This window comes from Homoserinimonas sedimenticola, assembly GCF_026094475.1.
In the GTDB taxonomy this organism is placed as follows: Bacteria; Actinomycetota; Actinomycetes; order Actinomycetales; family Microbacteriaceae; genus Homoserinimonas; species Homoserinimonas sedimenticola.
Genome location: NZ_JAPELL010000001.1, coordinates 1,485,034 through 1,505,665 on the forward strand (window position 1 = coordinate 1,485,034; position 20,632 = coordinate 1,505,665).

Here is a 20,632-nt window from a genome sequence, read left to right on the forward strand (position 1 = left end):
TCTGCTGCTTGTGGCGGCACAGAAAGGTGCAGAGTGGGCAACTCGATTCTGACGCGAGAGCCTCACACGACTACCGACAGCTCCTCCGGCTGCGCGATCGGGGTGCGGGCGAGCGAGCCCCATGCTCGCGAGAGCGCGGCGACCGCGCGATCCATCTCGTCGGGCGAATAACTGAAGGGCACGCGGAGGTATCGCTCGAACGCCCCATCGAGGCCGAAACGCGGGCCGGCCGTGATGAGGAGTCCCTCCGCGCGGGCGGCGAGCGTCAGCTGGGAGCTGACGGGAGCGCCGAGGTTGACCCACGCGGTGAGCCCGCCCGCGACATCCGGAACCTTCCACTCCGGGAACTGCGAGCGCAGCAGGCCCAGCATGTGGTCGCGGCCGGCACGCAGCTGGCGGCGGCGCGTCTCGACGATGCGGTCATAGTCGGCGAGGAGGTGGGTGACGACGAGCTGCTCGATGATGGGCGTGCCGAGGTCGCCCGCGTGGCGGTTGCGGAAGAGACGCTGAATGAGCGCGGGCTCCGCCCGGATCCAGCCGACACGGATGCCTCCCCACACCGTCTTGCCGACCGACCCGACGGTCACGGCGTTGCCGAACGCCGCGAAGGGCGGCTCGGGCTCCACCTCGTCGATCGCCATGCTCGCCATCGTCTCGTCGACGATGAGCCGTGTGCCGTGCCGCTCGGCGAGCTGCGCCGTGCGCTCACGCAATGACGCCGGCATGGTGCGGCCCGTGGGGTTGTGGAAGTCGGGCATGAGGTAACCCATGGCGGGGCTGCTGCGGCGGATCGCCTGCTCGAGCCCCGCCTCATCCCAGCCGTCCTCCACCGTCACACTCACGGGAAGGATGCGCGCCCCCGCGCCGCGCATCGCCTCGACCGCGTGCGGATAGGTGGGAACCTCGAGCAGGGCACTGTCGCCCCGCCCGATGAGGGTGCGGGAGAGCAGGGCGATCGCGTGCTGCGCACCGATCGTCACCATGATCTGGTCCGGCGAGGTCGGCAGCCCGCGGCGCCGGTAGAGCTCCGCGATGGCCTCGCGAAGGGGCGGGATCCCGATGAGGTCGAAACCGGAGTCGCCGAGGTAGGCGGGGAGGTCCTCGACGGCGCGGGATGCGGCATCCGTCAGCCATGGGAGGGCCGGCATCGCTGCCTTGCTGAAGTCCAGGAACTCCTCCCCCTCGGGCTCGATCGTGACCGGCGCCCGCCCGGGGAGGCGCGCCACACTGCCGGAGCCGCGCACGCTCTCGAGGTAGCCCGCGTCGCGCAGCTCCGCGTAGGCCGCCGTGACGGTCGTGCGGCTCACCCCGAGGTGGGTCGCGAGGTCGCGCTCGGCGGGCACCCGTGTGCCCGTCACGATGCGCCCGTCGAGCATCAGGAGGCGGATGCGGTCGGCGAGCGCCGAGTAGGCAGGCAGGGGCGAAGAGCGCCAATCACCGAGGAGCACGTCCAATTGGCGGGCAGAGAGCGAAGGCACGAGGCCACTGTAGCCCGATTGGACTCTTGAGTTAAGGCCAATCAGCCAATTGGATATCTGTTATGACTCGTCGCATCGCCCAGCTCCTCGTCGGCCTCTTCCTCTACGGAATCGCCATCGCGATGATGCTGCGCGCCGGGCTCGGAGCAACACCGTGGGACGTGCTCTCCCAGGGCATCACGCGGCAGACCTCACTCGGCTTCGGACTCGTCACGGTGCTCGTCTCCGGGGTTGTGCTGCTCCTGTGGATCCCCATCCGTCAGCGGCCCGGCATCGGCACCCTGCTCAACGCCCTCCTCGTCGGCCCCTCCGCCGACGCCGGGCTGCTCTTCATCCCCGCGCCCGGTGCGCTGTGGGCGCAGATCCTCCTCTTCGCCGGCGGCCTTTCCCTGCTCGCTGTCGCCACCGGCCTCTACATCGGCGCCCGCTTCGGCCCGGGCCCTCGCGACGGCCTCATGACGGGCATCCACAGCCGCACCGGCTGGCCCATCTGGGCGGTCCGCACGGGCATCGAGGGCACCGTGCTGACGATCGGCTGGCTGCTCGGCGGCGTCGTCGGCTTCGGCACCCTCGCCTTCGCCCTCTTCATCGGCCCCATGGTCGGCAAGACGATCCCCCTGCTCCGCGTGCCAGAGAAGGCGGCGGATGCCACGGCTCGGCCTGTGCCCACCGTGACGGGCCCCACTCCGACGGGAGCTTCCGCATGATCACGTCACTCCTCGCCCTCGCGGCCATCGCCCTCTGGGCGTCGATCGCGGCACTCGAGACTGTCGCCCGCGACGGCTACGGCAGGCTCCCCGACCTCGCGGTCGTGTACTACCCGCTGCCGTAGTCGCTACGCGAAGTCTTCTCGACGCCGCGCACCCGGATGGCTGCAGCGGAGGTCATTTGTGTTCCTCGCGCTCGGCATCCTCGATGGCCTTGACCAGACGCTCGCGCTCCTTGTCGATCCAGCGTTTGCCGCTGTATGCCTGGGCGAAGGTCTCCGCGAACTCGACGGGGTCGTCGCCGACGATGTCCCGCACGGGAGTACCGTCGACTGCGGCCCGCTCCCACAGGTCGGCGAGGTCGCCGAACATCGTCGCGAGCGTGTCCCCGTCGGTGACGCCGCCGTAGTACATGAAGTACCGGTGCAGCGCCTTGGCCGCTGTGGCATAGCCTTCGGGAAGGGCATCGATGCGCGCCATCGCCTGCTTGTACTGCTTCTTCTGTTCGAGCGAGCCGGTGAGGGCTTCGATCCATTTCGCGGTCATTGTGTGGCCTCTCCTTCGTCGTTGGGGTTGTGGAGCTGTTCCAGTCGTTCTGCGAGGAAGCTCCATGTCCTCCAGAACTCGTCGAGTTGTTGCCGGCCCTGCGGGCCCAGCGTGTAGACCTTGCGCGGCGGACCCTTTTCGGAGGGCACCTTCTCCACGTCGACGAGGCCGCGCTGCTCGATCCTCACCAGCAGCGCGTAGATGGTGCCCTCCGCGATGTCGGTGAACCCCTGGTCCCGGAGCCAGGCGGTGATCTCGTAGCCATAAGCGGGGCGCCTCGACAGGATCGCGAGCACAATGCCCTCGAGCACTCCCTTGAGCATCTCCGTGGCCTGCTTGCCCATCGCTACCTCTTCCACTACTCAGCGTTACTTGGTACCAGTACATAGTAACGCTGAATACTCGGATCGCAAGCACGAAAAAGCGGGGGCGCGCACAAGCGCACCCCCGCAGGGCGATGCCGGATGCCGCGGGCTCAGGCAGCCCGCACGGCGAGGCCGTTACATCCGGTCGGCGTAGGCAGCCATGGCGTCGCGCACGTACGCAGCACCCTCTCCGCCGCCGTAGTTGGCACCGAAGCGCGGGTCATCCACATACATCTGCCCGAGTCCCCGCACCGCCTCGGCGGGAACCTCGCGTCCCTGCCAGCCAGTGCGGATCCACTCGACCTGGCGTCGCGTGATCTCCTGCGCGACGTCGCCGTCGGCAGGCTCGCCCGCTTCGAACGCGGCAGCGTAGTCTGCCTGGATCTGCTTCTGCTGCTGCAGGAACTCCGCCTTGTCAGCATCCGTCAGCGTGCGCCACCAGCGGTCGCCCGATGCGTAGGCATCCTTGCCCCAGCGCGCCTCGACCTCCTCCTTGTACTGCGTGTGGTCGAAGCCGTCGAACATCTCCTCTGCCATGAGTTGTTCACCTCCCTTTCTCTTCGTGATGGTCGCCTCGATCGCAGCGATCTGCCGGTCGAGGCGGTTCCTCTCCTCCCGCAACAGCTGCAGGTGGGTGGCGAGGGCATCCGTCTCATCGGCCTGGCGCTCGAGCACCTCGCCGATCGCGGCCAGGCCGAGCCCGAGCTCACGGAGCAGCAGGATGCGCTGCAGCCGGATGAGCGCGCGCTCGTCATAGTGGCGGTAGCCGTTGGCGGCGATGCGGGTCGGCGGCAGCAGGCCGATGTCGTCGTAGTGGCGGAGCGTGCGGCTCGTCGTTCCGGCAACCTTGGCGATCTCGTTGATCGACCATTCCATGGGCATCTCCCCTCGTCGCAGGCCACGTTAGGGGTTGACGTTACGTCAAGGTCAAGCGGATGTCGCGAGCTCCCGCTACTCGACGAATCCGACCGGGATCAGCACATCCTGCACGCGGTCGCTGGCCGCCGTGTGGTCGTTGCGGGTAGTGATCGCGCAGGCGTCGACCCGGCAGTCGATCTCTTCGCCGACGGGGGAGGGCACCTCGAGGTAGGCGGTAAAGGTGCCGGTGTCGACGTCGTCGTAGCCGCGGGCGCCAAAGAGTTTCCACGCCCAGTCGTCGTTGATCCAGTTGCTGGGGGCGAACTGCACGGAACCCTCGACCTGCTCCTCCGCTTCCGTCGAGGGCACGCCACCGAGGCATGGGCCCGGCTTTTCACCGGCATCCGGGATCTTGCAGATGGCCACGTAGATGCCACGGGCGGTGTCGAAGCCGCTCCCGCTGACCACAATCCGGTCGCCCTCGCGCAGGGCGCTCGTGTCGATGACGCCGCCCGGCTCGACCGGGTGCACGTCGATCGTGCGGGTGCGCCCGTCGTCGCCGACGGCGGTCGCCTCGAGCGGCCACTCCTCGTCGCTCTCGACGAGCTGCGACTGGCCCTGGTCGCGGTGGGTGAGGATGGGCACGACGAGCGCGGCCACGAAGCCGAGCACGACGACGCCGAGCGCGGCGACGGCCCACAGCCACATCCGCTTCTTCCCCACGCCCGCAGTCTATTCCGCGCCTGGGATAGTCTCGGCCCGTGGCTTCTGGGGCAGGGTGGCGAGAGTTCGCGGCAGTCGCTGTCGGCGGGATGCTCGGCACAGGCCTCCGGCTCGGCATCGACCTGGTGCTGCCGCTCGCCGACTTTCCCGTCTCGACGCTCCTCGTGAACTCGGTCGGCTCCTTCGCGCTCGCCTTCCTCGTCGCGCAGCATTGGGGCTCGCTCAAGCCGTGGGCGCGTGCGGGCCTCGGGCCGGGCCTGCTGGGCTCCTTCACGACCTTCTCGGCGGTCGCCGTCTCGCTCGTGGACATGGGCACGACAGGCGAGTGGATGCTCGCCGCCGCCTACCTCGCGGCGACCCTGCTGCTCGGCCTGGGTGCCGCCGCTGTGGGCCTGCGGATGGGGGCGCCCCGATGACGCTCACCCTCGCCCTCGCCGTCATGCTCGCGGGCGGGCTCGGCGCGCTGCTGCGCTACGGAGTCTCCCTCGCGCAAGGGCCCCAGCCGCGGTTCCCGTGGGCGGTGCTCGTCGTGAACGTTGTGGGTTCAGCGCTCGGGGGCGTCGTGCTCGGGCTCGGCGAGGGGCTTGAGCCGGGCATCCGCCTGGTCTTGCTGACAGGGTTTGCGGGCGGGCTCACCACCTACAGCACCTTCGCGGTCGAGACGGTGCAGCTCGTGCTCGACGGCAAGGCGGCCCGGGCCGCAGCGAGCGTCGCGGGCAACCTCGTGCTCGGAGTGGGTACCGCCGCGGTCGCGTTCGTGCTCACTCGCTGAACTTCTAAGGTCCTCCGGGCGCACACCTGCGTCAACGACCACGCGTCACAGTCCGTCACGCGGAGTCACGGGACGTCAGATTCCTGCGAAGCGGCCGCGAGCGGATTAGCGTCAGCGCCCATGTCCCTCATCTGCCTCATCCTCTCCGGCGCCGCCCTGCTCATCAACGGCCTCGCCCTCCTCGGGCGCATCCCCGGTCGCGACAGCGGCTTCTTCAACGTGCTCATCGGTTCCACGCAGCTTGTGCTCGCGACCCTCGTCGCGGTCGCGGCGGGCGGCAACCCGGCCGCCCTCCTGGCGGTCAGCGGCGTGTTCCTCTTCGGGCTCACCTACCTCTACGTCGGCCTCAACGCTCTGCTCGATCTCGGCTCGATAGGCCTCGGCTGGTTCTGCGGGCTCGTCGCCGCCCTGGGGCTCGTCTACTCCGGCGCGAACCTCGCGACCGACCCCGTGCTGAGCGTGCTCTGGCTCGCGTGGGCCACGCTCTGGACCCTCTTCTTCCTCCTCCTCGGCCTCGGGTGGTCGCGACTGACGACCTTCACGGCATGGTCGCTCATCCTGACGAGCCAGCTCACCACGACCGTGCCGGCTCTCTTCGGCCTCACCGACAACTGGCCGACGGGCGGCACGAATGCGGTCATCGCCCTTCTCGTCATCGTCGCCCTCTTCGCCGGTGCGGCCGGCATCACAGCGGCGACGTCACGCCGTCGCGCCGCCCTCCCCGACGCGCTCCCCACCCCCGCATAACCGCAACTCCCCACGAAAGGCATCATCATGACCATCACCAGCACACCTACGGATGTCACGGCCGAGCCCGACTACGAGACGCTCGCGTCACGCTTCCGCCCGATCTTCGCCCGCATCGCGGAGGGCGCCTCCGCCCGGGAGCAGGACCACCGCCTCCCCTACGACGAGATCCGCGAACTCGCGCAGGCGGGCTTCGGCGCCCTGCGCGTGCCGGTTGCCGACGGCGGCTTCGGGGCGTCCCTGCCGCAGCTCTTCCGGCTGCTCACGGAGCTCGCCGCGGCAGACTCGAACATCCCTCAGGCGCTGCGCGGGCACTTCGCCTTCGTGGAGGACCGGCTCGTGGCATCCGGGGCCCAGCGCGATGTGTGGCTCGCTCGTTTCGTGGCGGGCGAGATCGCGGGCAACTCGTGGACGGAGGTCGGCACCGTGAAGATCGGCGACGTCATCACCAAGGTGACGCCGATCGAGGGCGGCGACGGGAGCGAGTTGCACGTCAATGGCACCAAGTACTACTCGACGGGGAGCATCTTCGCCGACTGGATCGACACCTTCGCGCAGCTACCCGACGGCACCAAGGTCATCGCGGTCGTCAACGCCCACCAGCCCGGAGTGACGCACGGCGACGACTGGGACGGTTTCGGCCAACAGACCACGGGATCCGGCACGAGCACCTTCGTGAATGCTGTCGTGAAGGCCGAAGACGTCATCCCCTTCGACACGCGCTTCAAGTACCAGACCGCCTTCTACCAGGCCGTGCTGCTCGCCGTGCTTGCGGGCAGCATCTCCGCCGCGGAGCGCGAGATCGCTCACGAGGTGCGCAGCCGCACCCGGATCTTCTCCCACGGCAACGCCGACTCCTTCGCGGCCGACCCGCAGATCCTGCAGGTCGTGGGCGAGGTGAGCGCGAAGGCCTACGCCGCGGAGGCGACCGTCGAACGCGCCGCCCGCGCACTGCAGCTCGCCTACGAGGGCGCCTTCCTGGGTGACGATGTCGAGGATGAGCGGCGCAACGACCTCGCCGAGCTTGAGACCGCGCAGGCCCAGGTCGTGCTGACGGAGCTTGCGACCCGCGCGACATCCGACATCTTCGACGCTCTCGCCGCCTCCGGGGTGAGCACCAAGCGCAACCTCGACCGCCACTGGCGCAACGCGCGCACCGCCGCAAGCCACAACCCGTGGGTGTTCAAGGCGCGCATCGTCGGCGATTACCTCGTGAACGGGGCGACCCCGCCGCGGGTGTGGTCGATCGGCGCGGGGCCGTCGCGCTCGTAGGGGGCCCTGCCCACGCGTTCAGGGCTCAGGCGTCGGATGCTTCTGCCTCGATGATCTCGAGCGCGCGGGCCGTGCCGTGCTCATGTCGCATGGTCTCCGCGGCAGCCGTCGTCGCGGGTTGCAGGTCGCGGGCGGCGGCGATCGCGTGCGCGAGTCGCTCCGCCGTGACCCGCCGCGCAGGGATGGGGGCCGCCGCGAGCCCGCGCTCGTGGAGCTGGCGCGCCCAGAACGGTTGGTCGGCGATGAAGGGCACCACGACGGAGGGGACCCCCGCGCGCACGACCGCGTGGGCGGTGCCCGCGCCGCCGTGGTGGATCGCAACGGCGGCGGAGGGCAGCACCCGGGCGTGCGGCGCCGATTCGACGGCGAACACATCGTCTCCCCGAGCGCCGGGCGGCACCTCCAGCCCGCCCCACCCGGTCGCGATGAGCGCCCGAAGCCCGGCCGCGCGGGCGGCCGCGATCACCGCGCTCGCCCGGGCCACGGGATCCCCCGCCGCCATCGAGCCGAAGCCCGCGTAGAGGAGCGGGCCCCCTTCGAGGAACGCGGAGAGCTCGTCGTCAACTCCGGACTCCTCCGACGGCGCGACCCACGCCCCCGTGATCGTTGTCGTCGCGGGCCAGTCGGCGGGCCGCTCCAGCAGCACGGGACTCACGGGGATGAGCGACGCCGACGGCTCCGGTGACGCCGGTCGCCCGAGCGGGGCCAGCGCCTCAGCGATCTCACGTCGGAAGAGCCCCGCGGCCGCGCCGCCCGCCCGATAGGTGACTCGGTTGAGCGGCCCGAGGCTCCGCGAGACCGTGCCCGGCATGGGGAACGCCCGGCTCGGCGTCAGCGTCGGCACCGTCTCGACCACGATCGGCACGGCCCCAACGGCGGATGCCGCGGCCGCCGCCGTCAGCAGCTTCGGGTGGTACACGACGGCGTCGGGGCGCACGTCGAGCACGGCCCGAACCGCCGCCCCGAGCATCCGCCCCATCGCCGGACGGATGACGGAACCGAAGGCCCGCGCCGCCGCGACTGCCGAGACGCCCTGGTCGGCGACGAGCTGCGAGAAGTCGACATCGAGCGGCACCCGGGAGACCGGCGGTAGCTCGACCCCCGAGTTGTCAGGCACCCCAAGGAACACCTCATGACCCGCGGATGCCGCGTGCCGGGCCAGTGCCGCGAAGGGCTCGACGTCGCCACGGCTCCCGGCCGTGAGCAGCATGAGTCTCATGCCCGAACGCTACTCCTCGACCGCGCGAGGGGCGTCGTATTCACCTTCAGGCGCCCCGGGAACCCGAATATCGCGCCCCTCAGCAACGGGACGTGCCGCGTTCAACTCTCCGCGAGCTGCCGCATCACCTGGCGCGCGATCGTGCGGCCGGCCCGGTTCGCGCCGATCGTCGACGCCTGCGGGCCGTAACCCGCGAAGAAGATGCGCGGGTCCTTCCACGACGACCCGTTGCCGACCGTCACGCCGCCCTCCTTCTCACGCAGCCGCAGCGACGCGAGGTGGCGCAGTTCGGGCCGGAATCCCGTCGCCCAGAGCAGCACGTCCGCCTCCACGAAGGTTCCGTCGTCCCAGCGCACGCCGTTCGGCTCGATCGACGAGAACATGGGCTTCGGCACGAGCAGGCCGCGGTCCACGGCCGACTGGATGCGACGGGTGCGGGGCACCCCCGTGCCGCTCACGATGCTCGGCAGGGCGCGCCCCTCGCGAGCCGCGGCATCCTGGATCGCGACGGCGTGCCGCCGGTCTTCGAGGTTCAGCTCGCCCTCCTCGCGGAACTCGATGCCGCGCCGGCTCGCCCACGTGAGCTCGGATGCCACGTGCTCGAGTTCAAGCATGAAGCCGATCGCCGAGGTGCCGCCCCCGACCACGACGACGCGTTTGCCCGCGAAGTCCTTCGCCGCGCGGTAGGTGGTCGTGTCGACCTGTTCCCCCTCGAAGAGGTCGCGCCCGGGATACCAGGGGCGGAACGGGGAACCCCACGTGCCCGTCGCGTTGACGACGACCTGGGTGGTGATCTCGCGGGAGTCCCCCGTGGCATCCGCCCATTCCACGACGAGGTCGATGCCGCGGTTGAAGACGCTGCGCACGATGGCCGGCCGCACGACGCCGAGCCCATAGTGCTGCTCGTATGCCGCGTAGTACTCGGCGACGACGTCGCGAGCCGGGCGCTGCCGGTCGGCCGTGTCGAAACTCAGCCCCAGCTCGTCGAGGCCAGGAAGGTCGTTGATGCGGTGGGCGACGCCGATCCGCAGGCCCTCCCAGCGGTGCTGCCATGCGCCGCCCCTGCCGGGTCCGCGGTCGAGCACGACGAAGCCGTCCCCCGCCTCGAGTCCGAGCCGCTGTAGGTAGTACGCGACCGAGAGCCCCGCCTGCCCTGCCCCGATCACGACGACGGATGCTCGGGTCGGAACACTGCTCACGGCATCAGGCTATCGGCTTCCCCTGAGGGCACCATACGTTGCGGTCGGAATTGCCGACAGCGCGCCATGCTAAACTCGGCAGTTAGTTTTCAAAGGTCCTTAGTTGGTCAATCCCGGTCGCCCAGTCGGCGAGCTTCGGGCAGGAATCGTGAGGGGGTCAAGCCAATGGGGCGCGGCCGTCAGAAGGCAAAGCACACCAAGGTCGCCCGCGAGCTGAAGTACTTCAGCCCGGAGACCAACTACGACGCGCTCGCGCGCGAGCTCACTTCGGCTGATCGCGAGGACAACGAGCGACTCGAAGAGGACCTCCAGAAGTGGCCTGAGTTCGCAAGCGAAGACCCGGAGTCCCGCTCCGCGTAGCAGGCCTCCGCAGCACGTGAGGCCGCGAAGCTCCCACCGGAGCCACCGTCAGCCGGCGAAGGCTCCCACGAGCCGCACGGCACCGCCGTCAACACCCTTTGCGCCCTGCTCGAAGCCCTCGAGTTCCCGCGCCGCCGTCGACACCTCACCGGCGACCCACGAGGGCACACCCTCGGCGTTCATGAACTCGATGACGGATGCCGCGGCATCCGCCTTCACGACGGCGAACATGCCCACACCCAGGTTCCACGTGCCCTCGGTGTCGCCCAGCGAGAGCCCACCGAGCTCGGCGAGCGTGCGGAACACCGGCTGCGGCGACCAGCTCGAACGATCGACCTCGACCCACGCCCCCTGCGGCAGCACGCGCGCGAGGTTCGCGGCGATGCCACCGCCCGTCACATGGCTGAGAGCGTGCACGGCCCCAGGCTGCGCATCCAGCAGGCGCGCGAGCGGGCCCGTGTACAGGCGGGTCGGCTCGAGCAGCACCTCGCCGACGATGCCGCCGAGGTCTGCCGAATGGTCGGTGAAGCCGAGGTCGGCGCTCGCAAGAATGTGACGCACGAGCGAGTACCCGTTGCTGTGCAGGCCCGACGACTCCATGCCGATCACGACGTCGCCGTGCTGCACCCTTTCGGGGCCGAGTAGGGCATCCGCCTCGACCGCGCCGACCGCGGCACCCGCGATGTCGTAGTCGTCGATGCCGAGGAGCCCCGGATGCTCGGCCGTCTCGCCGCCCACGAGGGCCGTGCCCGTCTCGGCGCACGCCCGCGCAACGCCCTCGACGATGGCCGCGATCCGCTCGGGCACGACCTTGCCGCAGGCGATGTAGTCGGTCATGAACATGGGCTTGGCGCCCACGACGATGATGTCGTCGACGACCATTCCGACGAGGTCCTGGCCGATCGTGTCGTGCTTGTCGATCGCCTGCGCGATCGCGACTTTCGTGCCGACGCCGTCGGTCGACGTCGCGAGGAGGGGCCGCTTGTACGAGGTGAGGAAGGAGACGTCGAAGAGCCCCGCGAAGCCGCCGACGCCGCCGAGCACGTTGGGCCCGTGCGTGCGCGCAACGGCCGCCTTCATGAGTTCGACCGCGAGGTCTCCGGCAGCGGTGTCGACGCCTGCAGCGGCGTAGCTGTCTGACATTGGTTCCTTCTCAGCGGTCGTCAAAGCTCCCAAGGACGGCATGGGAGAATGGAATACACCATCAACTCTACGGTCTGGAGTCTGCACCGAATGTGCGGCATTGTCGGCATCGTTTCGAACGAGCCTGCGAACCAACTCATCTACGACAGCCTTCTCCTCCTGCAGCACCGCGGGCAGGACTCGACGGGGATCGCCACCGCCGAAGGCTCGGCCTTCCACATCCATAAGGCCAAGGGCCAGGTGCGGGAGGCATTCCGCACCCGCGACATGCGGGCGCTCCTCGGCACCATGGGCCTCGGGCACGTGCGCTACGCGACGAAGGGTGAGGCAGCCAACGAGCAGGAGTCGCAGCCCTTCTACGTCAATGCGCCCTACGGCATCATGCTCGTGCACAACGGCAACCTCACCAACACGCGGGAGCTGACGGACGAGCTCTTCCGCATCGACCGCCGGCACCTCAACACGACCTCCGACACGGAGCTGCTCGTCAACGTGCTCGCGAACGAGCTGCAGCAGCAGGTCAGCGGCGTCGACCTCGACCCCGACCAACTCTTCAACGCGGTCGCCCGCGTGCATGAGCGCGTCGAGGGCTCCTACGCCGCGATCGCCCTCGTCGCCGGGCACGGGATGCTCGCCTTCCGGGATCCCTTCGGCATCCGCCCGCTCGTGCTGGGGCGCCGCGCGGCGGGCCTCGTCGGCACGGAGTGGGTCGTGGCATCCGAGTCTCTCGTGCTCGAGAGCGGCGGCTACGAGATCGTGCGCGACATCGCGCCGGGCGAGGCGGTCTTCATCGGCCTCGACGGTTCGATGACCTCGCGCCAGTGCGCCGCCAACCCGCTCCTCGTGCCGTGCTCCTTCGAGTACGTCTACCTCGCGCGGCCCGACTCGGTCATGAACGGAATCTCGGTTTACGAGGCCCGCCTGCGCCTCGGCGACCGTCTCGCCGACACGATCGCGAAGCACACCCCGATGGGCGACATCGATGTCGTCATGCCCATCCCCGACTCGTCTCGGCCCGCCGCGATGCAGGTCGCCCAGAAGCTCGGCGTGGAATACCGCGAGGGCTTCTACAAGAACCGCTACGTGGGCCGCACCTTCATCATGCCGGGGCAGGCGCAGCGCAAGAAGAGCGTCAAGCAGAAGCTCAACGCGATGGGCACCGAGTTCCGCGGCAAGAACATCCTCATCGTCGACGACTCGATCGTGAGAGGCACGACCTCCAAGGAGATCGTCGAGATGGCCCGCCAGGCCGGTGCCAACAAGGTCACCTTCACCTCAGCGGCCCCGCCTGTGCGCTACCCGCACGTCTACGGCATCAACATGCCGTCACGGCACGAGCTCGTCGCGCACGGCCGCAAGATCCCCGAGATCGGCATGGAGCTCGGCGCCGACAACCTCATCTACCAGGAGGTCGACGACATGCAGGCGGCCATCCTTGAGGGTTCGGATGTCACAGGGCTCGAGATGAGCTGCTTCACCGGTGACTACGTGACGGGCACGGTCAGCGACGAGTACCTGCGCTGGGTGGAGCAGAACCAGCTCAGCTGAGCTCGTCCTCCCCCTGCACGGTGTCGCGCTCCATCGTCACGTCGCGCGCCCGGCGCTTCGAGGCGGCGTCGAGGATGAGCGCCACGAGCGCGCCCAGCACGAGGCCGGCGGGGATGAAGTAGATGCAGAGGTAGCCGAAGGTCGCCCCGAAACCCACAAGCGGGTCGACGGGGAACGCCGCCGTGAGCACGAGCGCCGTGAGGAGCCCCACGAGGGCTCCAAGCAGCAGGAAGACCGGCACCTTGGGGGCGCGGCGGATGCTCACCTGCCGAGCGCTGCTACCAGGGGCTGTCTCGTTCTGCTCGCTCATGCCCCCATTCTCCCGCACTCAACCTGCGGACGGGACGCGAACCGAGTTGCCCACTTCTGCTGCTTCTGGGGGCCAGAAAGGGTGCAAAGTGGGCAACTCGATTAGCGCGCAGCGCCCGAAGTACGCGCGATTTGCGCGCAGCGCACGAAACACGACTGCCCGGCGCGAAAGGCTCAAACCTGCAAGTCAGGCAGGCAGCTCCGGGGTCGGCGGGGTGTCGGCGAGCGCCTCGCGGTGCCAGGCGAGCGGCACGAGGTCTGCGAGATCCGCTCGGGAGCCCGACGCGGAGACCCGGGCGCCCTCGACCGCGTCAGCCCACGAGAGCTCGCCCGTCGCGAGAGCGATCCAGGTCGCAGCATCCATCTCGACCACATTGGGCGGGGTGCCGCGAGTGTGGTTCGGCCCCTCGACGCACTGCACGGCGCCATGGGGAGGAACCCGCACCTCGAGGGTGTTGCCGGGCGCAGCATCCGCCAGCAGTTGCAGCAGGTAGCGCGCCGCCATCGCCTCAATCTCGCGGTCATCGACACCCGCGAGTGCGCGGCGCACGGCCGCTTCGCCGACCTGGGGCACAATGCGTGACTTCGCCATGCCCCCCACGCTAACAAGCGCACCCCGTCGCTGGGGGAGTGAGCCGACCGATACGCTTGCAGGGTGAAAATATTGGTCCTCGGTTCCGGCGCGCGGGAGCACGCCATCATCACCGCACTGCTCGCGGAGAACGCGGGGCATGAGATCATCGCGGCGCCCGGCAATGCAGGCATCGCTGCGGATGTCGCGATCATCCACCTCGACCCCACCAATCCCACCGTCGTGACCGACTTCGCGGTCGACAACGACATCGAGCTCGTCGTGATCGGGCCGGAGGCGCCCCTCGTCGAGGGCGTCGCGGACCGCATCCGCCGATCGGGCATCCCCGTGTTCGGGCCCGGCAAGGCGGCGGCGCAGCTGGAGGGCAGCAAGGCTTTCGCGAAGCGGATCATGGAGGCGGCGGGCGTGCCCACGGGCCGCGCCACCCGCGCCGGCACGATCGACGAGGCGATCGCCGCGCTCGACGAGTACGGTGCACCCCATGTCGTCAAGGCGGACGGCCTGGCGGCGGGCAAGGGCGTGCTCGTGACGGCCGACCGCGAGGCCGCGGTCGCGCACGCCGAGTTCTACCTGCAGCAGGGCAGTGTGCTCATCGAGGAGTTCCTCGACGGGCAGGAGGTCTCGCTCTTCCTCCTCTCCGACGGCCACAACGTGCTGCCCCTCTCGCCCGCGCAGGACTACAAGCGGCTGCTGGATGAGGATGCCGGCCCCAACACGGGCGGAATGGGCGCGTACTCGCCGCTGCCGTGGCTGCCCGACACCTTCGTCGACGAGGTCATCGACACGATCGCGCTGCCCACCGTGCGGCAGCTCGCCGAGGAGCAGACCCCCTTCATCGGGTTGCTCTACTGCGGGCTCATCGTGACGGAACGCGGCATCCGCGTCATCGAATTCAACGCACGCTTCGGTGACCCGGAGACCCAGGTCGTGCTGCCCCGGCTGGTCACCCCGCTGAGCCAGCTGATGCTTGCGGCCGCGACGGGCGGTCTCGGTTCGCTCCCCCGACCCGAGTTCTCCCCGGAGGCGTGCGTCACGGTGGTGCTCGCGAGCGAGGGCTACCCCGAGACTCCCATCACGGGGCGCTCCATCACGGGCATCGACGACGCCCTCGCGATCGAGGGGGTGACGGTGGCGCATGCGGCGACCGCAGCATCCGATGATGGCTTCGTCTCGTCGGGCGGGCGCGTGCTGAGCGTGGTCGCTCGCGGAGCCGACTTCGCCCAGGCTCGCGAGCGCGCCTACCGCGCGATCGACGCGATTCACCTCGAGGGCGGTCAATACCGCAGCGACATCGCCCTCCGGGTGGTGGGCGCGTGACGGGCGCGGAAGAGCTCGAGCCTTTCGGCTGGCAGCACTTCTACTCTGGCAAGGTGCGCGACTTGTACCGCAACGAGGCACTTCCCGGGCGGATGCTCGTGGTCGCCTCCGACCGCGTGAGCGCCTTCGATCACGTGCTCGAGCCGGGCATCCCCGGCAAGGGCAGGCTCCTCACGGAGCTGAGCCTCTGGTGGTTCGAGACCCTCGCCGACGTGCCGAACCACCTTGGCACCGGCGACATCCCCGCGCCCGTGGCAGGACGCGCGACGATCGCGCGGGAGCTCGAGATGTACCCGGTCGAGTGTGTCGTCCGCGGCTACCTGACGGGCAGCGGGTGGAAGGAGTACCAGGCGACGCAGAGCGTGTGCGGCGTCGCCCTCCCCGCCGGGCTGAGCGACGGAGACCGCCTGCCCGAGCCGATCTACACCCCCGCCTTCAAGGCACCCATGGGCGAGCACGACGTCAACATCACCTTCGAACAGAGCGTCGAACTCATCGGCGCTCCGGCCGCGACCGCGCTGCGTGACCTTTCCGTGTCGATCTTCACGCGCGCATCCGCGATCGCGGAGTCGCACGGCGTCATCCTCGCCGACACCAAGTTCGAGTTCGGCATCGACTCGGACGGGATCATCACCCTGGCGGACGAGGTGCTCACCTCCGACAGCAGCCGGTATTGGGATGCCGCGGCCTACGAGTCCGGGGACCGCGCCTCGAGCTTCGACAAGCAGATCGTGCGTGACTGGCTCGCCGCGAACTGGCAGGGTGAAGGGGAGCCTCCGCAGCTTCCGCAGGAGATCGTCGACCGCACCGCCGCTCGCTACCGCGAGCTGATCGAAAGGCTGACAGCATGACCGCCATCGACTTCGAGGGCATCGAGGTTCGCGAGCTTCCCTTCGAGCACGCCGACTCGAGCATGCTCCACTCCGCTCAGCGCGCCGAGATCGCGGCCGCCTACGGCACCGAGGACTCCGACCCGAGCGAGCCGACCACGGCCGACAATGTGGCAGCGTTCGTCGTCGCCTATACCGACGGCGTGCCTGCGGGCTGCGGCGGCCTGCGCGCCATCGAGAACGACGAGTTCGAGGTCAAGCGCATGTATGTCACGCCCGCCCACCGCGGCACAGGGGTCTCGACCGCCGTGCTCTCGGCACTCGAGGCGATCGCACGGGACCGCGGCGTGACCCGCCTCGTGCTCGAGACGGGCGACCGGCTCCCCGCAGCCCAGCGCTTCTACGAGCGGGAGGGCTACACCCGCATCGAGAACTTCGGCCCCTACGCGGGCGTCGCCACGAGCATCTGCTACGCCAAGACGCTCTGACGGGCTCCGGGGGCTCCGACGGCTCCGGCGGGAACAGTGATGGATGCCGCGGCGTTGCTGACTGCATGAGCATCGACCTCCTCGCCCCCGAGACCGCCATGGGCGCCGTGACCCTCAAGGTCGCCGACCTCGACCGCATGATCGCCTTCTACCGGGACGGCGTGGGCCTCAATCTAATCACGAACGAGGGTGCCAGTGCCCTCCTCGGTCGGGGTGCGCGGGTCGCGCTCGTGCTCGACTTCGCTCCCGAGCTGCGACACGCCTCGCCCAGCGCGGCGGGCCTCTACCACACGGCCTTCCTCTTCGCGGAGAAGAGCGACCTCGCGGCCTCTGTCTACTCCGTCGCGCGCCGGTATCCGCAGAGCTTCACGGGCAGCAGCGATCACCTCGTGAGCAACGCCTTCTACTTCGACGACCCCGAGGGCAACGGGGTGGAGCTGTACTGGGATACAAATCGCTCCATGTGGGAGTGGCGCGGCGATTCCGTCACGATGGGCACGGTCTACCTCGACCCCAATGCATTCCTCCACGAGAACCTCACGGAGGCCGGCGTGAGCGGACCGACGAACGGCGCGACATCCATCGGGCACGTGCACCTCAAGGTTGGCGACATCCGCACCGCGAAGGAGTTCTACGTCGACACGGTGGGCTTCGACGTCACCGCCGAGTTCGGAACGCAGGCTCTCTTCGTGAGCGCGGGTGGCTATCACCACCATGTCGGGATGAACACGTGGCATAGTGCCGGCGCGGGCACGCGCACCCCCGCGCTTGGCCTCGGCCGGGTCACGATTGAGGTGCCGACCTCCGACGATCTCGGCGCCCTCTCCGAGCGCCTCGCCGCGCGCGGTGTGCAGCGCACCGACGACGGACGCTCGCTATCCTTCGACGACCCGTGGGCCAACCGAGTGACGGTGAACGTCGCAGGCTAGGCCCTGCGGCGCCGGGCGGATGCTGCGGGCTCGCGTCTCGTCGAGTCGGGGTCGTTCCACGCCTTGATCGCCGCCCAGCCGACCGCGGCGAGCGGCACGGCGAGGAAGGTGCCGATGATGCCGCCGAGGATCGTGCCTGTCGTCAGGGCGAGCAGCACAACGAGTGCGTGCAGCTTGAGGGCATTGCCGAGCACAACCGGGGCGAGGAGGTTGCCCTCCAACTGGTTGACGAGGATGACGACCGCCGCGACGATGAGCGCCGTTGTGAAGTCGTTGGTGACAAGGGCGACGAGTGAGGCGAGGGTGCCCGCCACTGTCGCACCGACGATGGGAATGAATGCACCGATGAAGACCAGCAGCGCGAGCGGCAACCAGAGCGGCACCTGGAGGATGAACAGCGCCAGGCCGATGAAGACGGTGTCGACGAGGGCGACGATGGCGGTGCCGGTCACGTAGCCTCCGAGCACACCGGTGGCGCGACGCCCGACGCGCTTCGCCCGCTCGCGCCGTTCGGGCCGGAGGGGGCGGATCAGGAAGGTCCAGATCTGGCGCCCGTCCTGAAGGAAGAAGAAGAGCAGCACGATGGTCAGCACGATGCCTGTGATGAGCTCGACGACCGTGCTCGCGCCGGCGAGAGCCGTGGAGCCGGCCTGCGCGCTCGTCAGCCAGTCGACGACGGTCTCCCGCAACTCCGTGATCTGGTCGGTGTCGAACGGGAGCGCCCCCGACTCCAGGAAGTCCTGGATTGACGAGATCGCCTCGCTCACGGCGGTCGAGAGATTGTCCCACTGGCCCCGAACCTGCGTCACGACGAGAGTGATGATGCCGCCGAGGATGCCCACCCCGAGCAGGAGCGTGCCGATCGTCGCGATGGGCCGAGGCACGTGGTGCTCGGTGAGCCAGCGCACGAGCGGGTAGAGCGCCGAGGCGAGGATGAGCGCGATGAAGAGGGGAATCACCACGATCTTCAGTTGCACGGCCGCGTAGACGATGAGGCTCGCCACCGTGAGGATCAGCAGGGCCTGGCCGCAGCGGTTCGCGAGTCTCCCCATCGAGTCCGCCCACAGGGGCTTCGGCGAGTCGCTCAGCCGCGCTCGTTCTGAGGTGGGCACGCTGAGGTCGACGGGCGGGGGCGTTCGCGAGAAGAGTCCCATTTCGCAACGGTAACCCCGTGCATGGGTCTCCTGACACCCCGCCTCGCCCGGATATGCGACAACGGCCGGCCCCGAGTGGGACCGGCCGTTGCCGAGTGGGCTACAGGTGCGAGACGCTTACGCGCTCACGCCCACCGGGTCAGCGGATGCGACGTGGCCGACGGCCTCGACGATCTTGGCGCCGAGGTCGGCGTCGACGGAGTTCCAGTACCAGACGAAGCGGTCCTTGATGGCGGGGACGGTGAGGCCCTCGTACTGGCCGACAAGCGTCTTGAGGAAGCGAGCCTTGGACTCCTCGGTGAACACCTCGCGGTAGAGGATGCCCGCCTGCACGAAGTCGCCGTCCTCCGAGTGGAGCGTCTGGGCGGCACGGATGAGCTCGCCATCCGTCTCCCAGCCGCCCTCACCGGCCGCCTCAGGCGTGGCATCCGGGTAGCCGAAGGAGTTCGGCGTGTAGACGGGCACGTCGGCGGTGTTGAACTGGTACCGCATGGGGCCCTCGTGCTGGTAGTTCTTGACCTCGGCCGCGTGCGGCTGGTTTACCGGCAGCTGGTTGTAGTTGGCGCCGATGCGGTGACGCTGCGCGTCCGGGTAGGCGAACACGCGGGCCATGAGCATCTTGTCGGGGCTGATGTCGATGCCGGGCACGAGGTTCGACGGTGAGAACGCCGCCTGCTCGATCTCCGCGAAGAAGTTCTGCGGATTGCGGTTGAGCGTAAAGTGACCGACCTTGATGCGCGGGTAGTCCTTCTTGGAGATCGTCTTCGTCATGTCGAAGATGTTGTAGCGGTAGGTCTTGGCCTCCTCGTAGGGCACGACCTGCACGTAGACATCCCACGTGGGGTACTCGCCGCGGTCAATCGCCTCGTAGAGGTCGCGGCGGTAGTAGTCGGCGTCCTGACCGGCGATGCGCTCGGCCTCCTCGGCCTCCATGAGCTCAACACCCTGTCGCGACTCGAAGTGGTACTTGACCCAGAAGCGCTCGCCCTCGGCGTTGATCCACTGGTAGGTGTGCGAGCCGTAGCCGTTGAGGTGGCGCCACGACTTGGAGAGACCGCGGTCGCCCATGACGTAGGTGACCTGGTGGGCCGACTCGGGCGAGAGGGTCCAGAAGTCCCACTGTGCGTCGGCGTTGCGCAGGCCGGTCGCGCCCATGCGCTTCTGCGAGTGGATGAAGTCGGGGAACTTCATGCCGTCGCGCAGGAAGAAGACGGGGGTGTTGTTGCCCACGACGTCGTAGTTGCCCTCGGTCGTGTAGAAGCGGAGGGCGAACCCGCGCACGTCGCGCCAGGTGTCGGGCGAGCCCTGCTCACCCGCGACGGACGAGAAGCGCAAGAGGACCTCGCTCGTGGCGCCGGGCTGGAAGACGGCGGCCTTCGTGTACTTCGAGACGTCCTCCGTGACGATGAACTCGCCGAAGGCGCCGCCGCCCTTTGCGTGCGGGTTGCGCTCCGGCACGCGCTCGCGGTTGAACGACGCAAGCTTCTCGACGAGGAAGCGGTCGTGCAGGGCCGTGATGCCGTCGGGGCCCGTCGTGAGCGAGTGCGAGTGGCTCGGGATGGGCGCGCCGCCCTGCGTTGTGGTGACGTTGGTCACAGATTCTCCTTCGTGATGGTGGATTCGGGTGTGGTGTCAACGGTGGTCTGGCATGAGGGGCAAAGCCCCCAGAAGGTGACCTCAGCCTGTTCGACCGCGAAGCCGTGGTCGCCCGAGGGCGTCAGGCAGGGGGCGTGGCCTACGGCACAGTCGATGTCGGCGACGGCGCCGCACTCGCGGCACACGACGTGGTGGTGGTTGTCGTCGTGCTGAAGCTCATAGCGGGCGTTGGACCCCGCCGGCTCGATCTTGCGCACGAGGCCCGCGCTCGTCAGCGCGGCGAGCACGCCGTAGATGGCCTGCAGCGATGTCGTTGGCAGGTGCTCGCTGACTGCGCCGAACACCTGCTCGGCGTCGGAGTGGGGGGCCTGCTCGAGAGCATGCATGGCAGCGATCCGCGGCTCGGTGACCTTGAGGCCGGCACCGCGGATCTGCGCGGCGAGGTCGTGCTCGTCGGGCTTCACACGGTGCAGGGGCATG

General features: G+C 69.1%; 25 protein-coding genes. 12 read left to right on the forward strand and 13 right to left on the reverse strand.

Features of this window, described 5'->3' with window-relative positions; all coding sequences use genetic code 11:
- Positions 1–62: 62 nt before the first annotated feature.
- A complete protein-coding gene (gene yczR / locus OH146_RS06910) occupies positions 63–1,478 on the reverse strand; it encodes a MocR-like transcription factor YczR (RefSeq protein ID WP_265158816.1) in 1,416 nt (471 codons plus the stop codon).
- A gap of 62 nt (positions 1,479–1,540) precedes the next feature.
- Between yczR and yczE the strand changes: the two genes are divergently transcribed.
- Positions 1,541–2,185: a membrane protein YczE gene (yczE, locus tag OH146_RS06915; RefSeq protein ID WP_265158818.1), complete on the forward strand. Its 645-nt coding sequence runs from the start codon at positions 1,541–1,543 to the stop codon at positions 2,183–2,185.
- Positions 2,182–2,310, forward strand: coding sequence for a hypothetical protein (locus tag OH146_RS06920; RefSeq protein ID WP_265158819.1), 129 nt, complete (start codon positions 2,182–2,184; stop codon positions 2,308–2,310). The genes yczE and OH146_RS06920 overlap by 4 nt, the downstream gene beginning before the upstream one ends.
- A gap of 52 nt (positions 2,311–2,362) precedes the next feature.
- Here OH146_RS06920 and OH146_RS06925 read toward each other — a convergent pair whose 3' ends face one another.
- The 4 genes from OH146_RS06925 to OH146_RS06940 form a co-directional block, all read right to left on the reverse strand.
- Positions 2,363–2,731: a DUF1048 domain-containing protein gene (locus OH146_RS06925; protein WP_265158820.1), complete on the reverse strand. Its 369-nt coding sequence runs from the start codon at positions 2,729–2,731 to the stop codon at positions 2,363–2,365.
- On the reverse strand, positions 2,728–3,075 hold the full coding sequence (locus OH146_RS06930) for a PadR family transcriptional regulator (protein ID WP_265158821.1): 348 nt from the start codon (positions 3,073–3,075) through the stop codon (positions 2,728–2,730). Before OH146_RS06930 ends, OH146_RS06925 begins: the two co-directional genes overlap by 4 nt.
- 156 nt (positions 3,076–3,231) lie before the next feature.
- On the reverse strand, positions 3,232–3,972 hold the full coding sequence (locus tag OH146_RS06935) for a MerR family transcriptional regulator (protein WP_265158822.1): 741 nt from the start codon (positions 3,970–3,972) through the stop codon (positions 3,232–3,234).
- A gap of 75 nt (positions 3,973–4,047) precedes the next feature.
- Positions 4,048–4,677, reverse strand: coding sequence for a hypothetical protein (locus tag OH146_RS06940; protein ID WP_265158823.1), 630 nt, complete (start codon positions 4,675–4,677; stop codon positions 4,048–4,050).
- Positions 4,678–4,715: 38 nt separating this feature from the next.
- On the opposite strand from OH146_RS06940, the gene OH146_RS06945 reads away from it, so the two are divergent.
- The 4 genes from OH146_RS06945 to OH146_RS06960 all read left to right on the forward strand — a co-directional run bounded on the left by OH146_RS06945 (position 4,716) and on the right by OH146_RS06960 (position 7,468).
- On the forward strand, positions 4,716–5,093 hold the full coding sequence (locus OH146_RS06945; protein ID WP_265158824.1) for a fluoride efflux transporter FluC: 378 nt from the start codon (positions 4,716–4,718) through the stop codon (positions 5,091–5,093).
- Positions 5,090–5,449: a fluoride efflux transporter FluC gene (locus OH146_RS06950; protein ID WP_265158825.1), complete on the forward strand. Its 360-nt coding sequence runs from the start codon at positions 5,090–5,092 to the stop codon at positions 5,447–5,449. The genes OH146_RS06945 and OH146_RS06950 overlap by 4 nt, the downstream gene beginning before the upstream one ends.
- A gap of 120 nt (positions 5,450–5,569) precedes the next feature.
- Entirely contained in the window at positions 5,570–6,196 is a 627-nt protein-coding gene (locus OH146_RS06955; RefSeq protein WP_265158826.1) for an AmiS/UreI family transporter, read from the forward strand.
- A gap of 27 nt (positions 6,197–6,223) precedes the next feature.
- Positions 6,224–7,468 carry an acyl-CoA dehydrogenase family protein gene (locus tag OH146_RS06960; RefSeq protein WP_265158827.1) on the forward strand — a complete coding sequence of 415 codons (1,245 nt, stop codon included), beginning with the start codon at positions 6,224–6,226 and terminating at the stop codon, positions 7,466–7,468.
- Between the two features lie 25 nt (positions 7,469–7,493).
- Here the strand turns inward: OH146_RS06960 and OH146_RS06965 are convergent, their stop codons facing one another.
- Both OH146_RS06965 and OH146_RS06970 read right to left on the reverse strand, forming a co-directional pair.
- On the reverse strand, positions 7,494–8,687 hold the full coding sequence (locus OH146_RS06965) for a glycosyltransferase (RefSeq protein WP_265158828.1): 1,194 nt from the start codon (positions 8,685–8,687) through the stop codon (positions 7,494–7,496).
- A 101-nt stretch (positions 8,688–8,788) separates the two neighbouring features.
- A complete protein-coding gene (locus tag OH146_RS06970; RefSeq protein WP_265158830.1) occupies positions 8,789–9,886 on the reverse strand; it encodes an NAD(P)-binding domain-containing protein in 1,098 nt (365 codons plus the stop codon).
- Between the two features lie 165 nt (positions 9,887–10,051).
- Here OH146_RS06970 and OH146_RS06975 point away from each other — a divergent pair, with 165 nt between their 5' ends.
- On the forward strand, positions 10,052–10,246 hold the full coding sequence (locus OH146_RS06975) for a DUF3073 domain-containing protein (RefSeq protein ID WP_265158832.1): 195 nt from the start codon (positions 10,052–10,054) through the stop codon (positions 10,244–10,246).
- 48 nt (positions 10,247–10,294) lie between these two features.
- Here the strand turns inward: OH146_RS06975 and purM are convergent, their stop codons facing one another.
- The gene (gene purM, locus OH146_RS06980; RefSeq protein WP_265158834.1) at positions 10,295–11,389 is read right to left on the reverse strand and encodes a phosphoribosylformylglycinamidine cyclo-ligase; all 1,095 of its coding nucleotides are present in this window, start codon (positions 11,387–11,389) and stop codon (positions 10,295–10,297) included.
- A gap of 90 nt (positions 11,390–11,479) precedes the next feature.
- Between purM and purF the strand changes: the two genes are divergently transcribed.
- A complete protein-coding gene (purF, locus tag OH146_RS06985) occupies positions 11,480–12,937 on the forward strand; it encodes an amidophosphoribosyltransferase (protein WP_265158836.1) in 1,458 nt (485 codons plus the stop codon).
- On the opposite strand, the gene OH146_RS06990 is transcribed toward purF, so the two are convergent.
- The gene (locus OH146_RS06990) at positions 12,930–13,247 is read right to left on the reverse strand and encodes a potassium transporter Trk (protein WP_265158838.1); all 318 of its coding nucleotides are present in this window, start codon (positions 13,245–13,247) and stop codon (positions 12,930–12,932) included. The genes purF and OH146_RS06990 overlap by 8 nt on opposite strands.
- A gap of 186 nt (positions 13,248–13,433) precedes the next feature.
- Positions 13,434–13,838 (reverse strand): sterol carrier family protein, encoded by a 405-nt coding sequence (locus OH146_RS06995; protein WP_265158840.1) that lies wholly within the window; start codon positions 13,836–13,838, stop codon positions 13,434–13,436.
- Between the two features lie 63 nt (positions 13,839–13,901).
- Between OH146_RS06995 and purD the strand changes: the two genes are divergently transcribed.
- The 4 genes from purD (at position 13,902) to OH146_RS07015 (ending at position 17,402) form a co-directional block, all read left to right on the forward strand.
- Positions 13,902–15,155, forward strand: coding sequence for a phosphoribosylamine--glycine ligase (gene purD, locus OH146_RS07000; RefSeq protein ID WP_265158842.1), 1,254 nt, complete (start codon positions 13,902–13,904; stop codon positions 15,153–15,155).
- On the forward strand, positions 15,152–16,006 hold the full coding sequence (locus OH146_RS07005; protein WP_265158844.1) for a phosphoribosylaminoimidazolesuccinocarboxamide synthase: 855 nt from the start codon (positions 15,152–15,154) through the stop codon (positions 16,004–16,006). Before purD ends, OH146_RS07005 begins: the two co-directional genes overlap by 4 nt.
- Complete coding sequence (locus OH146_RS07010; RefSeq protein WP_265158846.1) at positions 16,003–16,473, forward strand: GNAT family N-acetyltransferase; 471 nt, start codon at positions 16,003–16,005, stop codon at positions 16,471–16,473. Before OH146_RS07005 ends, OH146_RS07010 begins: the two co-directional genes overlap by 4 nt.
- Before the next feature lie 65 nt (positions 16,474–16,538).
- Positions 16,539–17,402, forward strand: a complete 864-nt coding sequence (locus tag OH146_RS07015; protein ID WP_265158848.1) for a VOC family protein — start codon at positions 16,539–16,541, stop codon at positions 17,400–17,402.
- Here OH146_RS07015 and OH146_RS07020 read toward each other — a convergent pair.
- From OH146_RS07020 to OH146_RS07030, 3 genes are all read right to left on the reverse strand, one after another.
- Entirely contained in the window at positions 17,399–18,556 is a 1,158-nt protein-coding gene (locus OH146_RS07020; protein WP_265158850.1) for an AI-2E family transporter, read from the reverse strand. The two genes, OH146_RS07015 and OH146_RS07020, sit on opposite strands and share 4 nt — an antisense overlap.
- Positions 18,557–18,673: 117 nt before the next feature.
- On the reverse strand, positions 18,674–20,152 hold the full coding sequence (locus OH146_RS07025) for a catalase (RefSeq protein WP_265158852.1): 1,479 nt from the start codon (positions 20,150–20,152) through the stop codon (positions 18,674–18,676).
- The gene (locus OH146_RS07030) at positions 20,149–20,631 is read right to left on the reverse strand and encodes a Fur family transcriptional regulator (protein WP_265158854.1); all 483 of its coding nucleotides are present in this window, start codon (positions 20,629–20,631) and stop codon (positions 20,149–20,151) included. Before OH146_RS07030 ends, OH146_RS07025 begins: the two co-directional genes overlap by 4 nt.
- Between the last annotated feature and the right edge of the window lies 1 nt (position 20,632).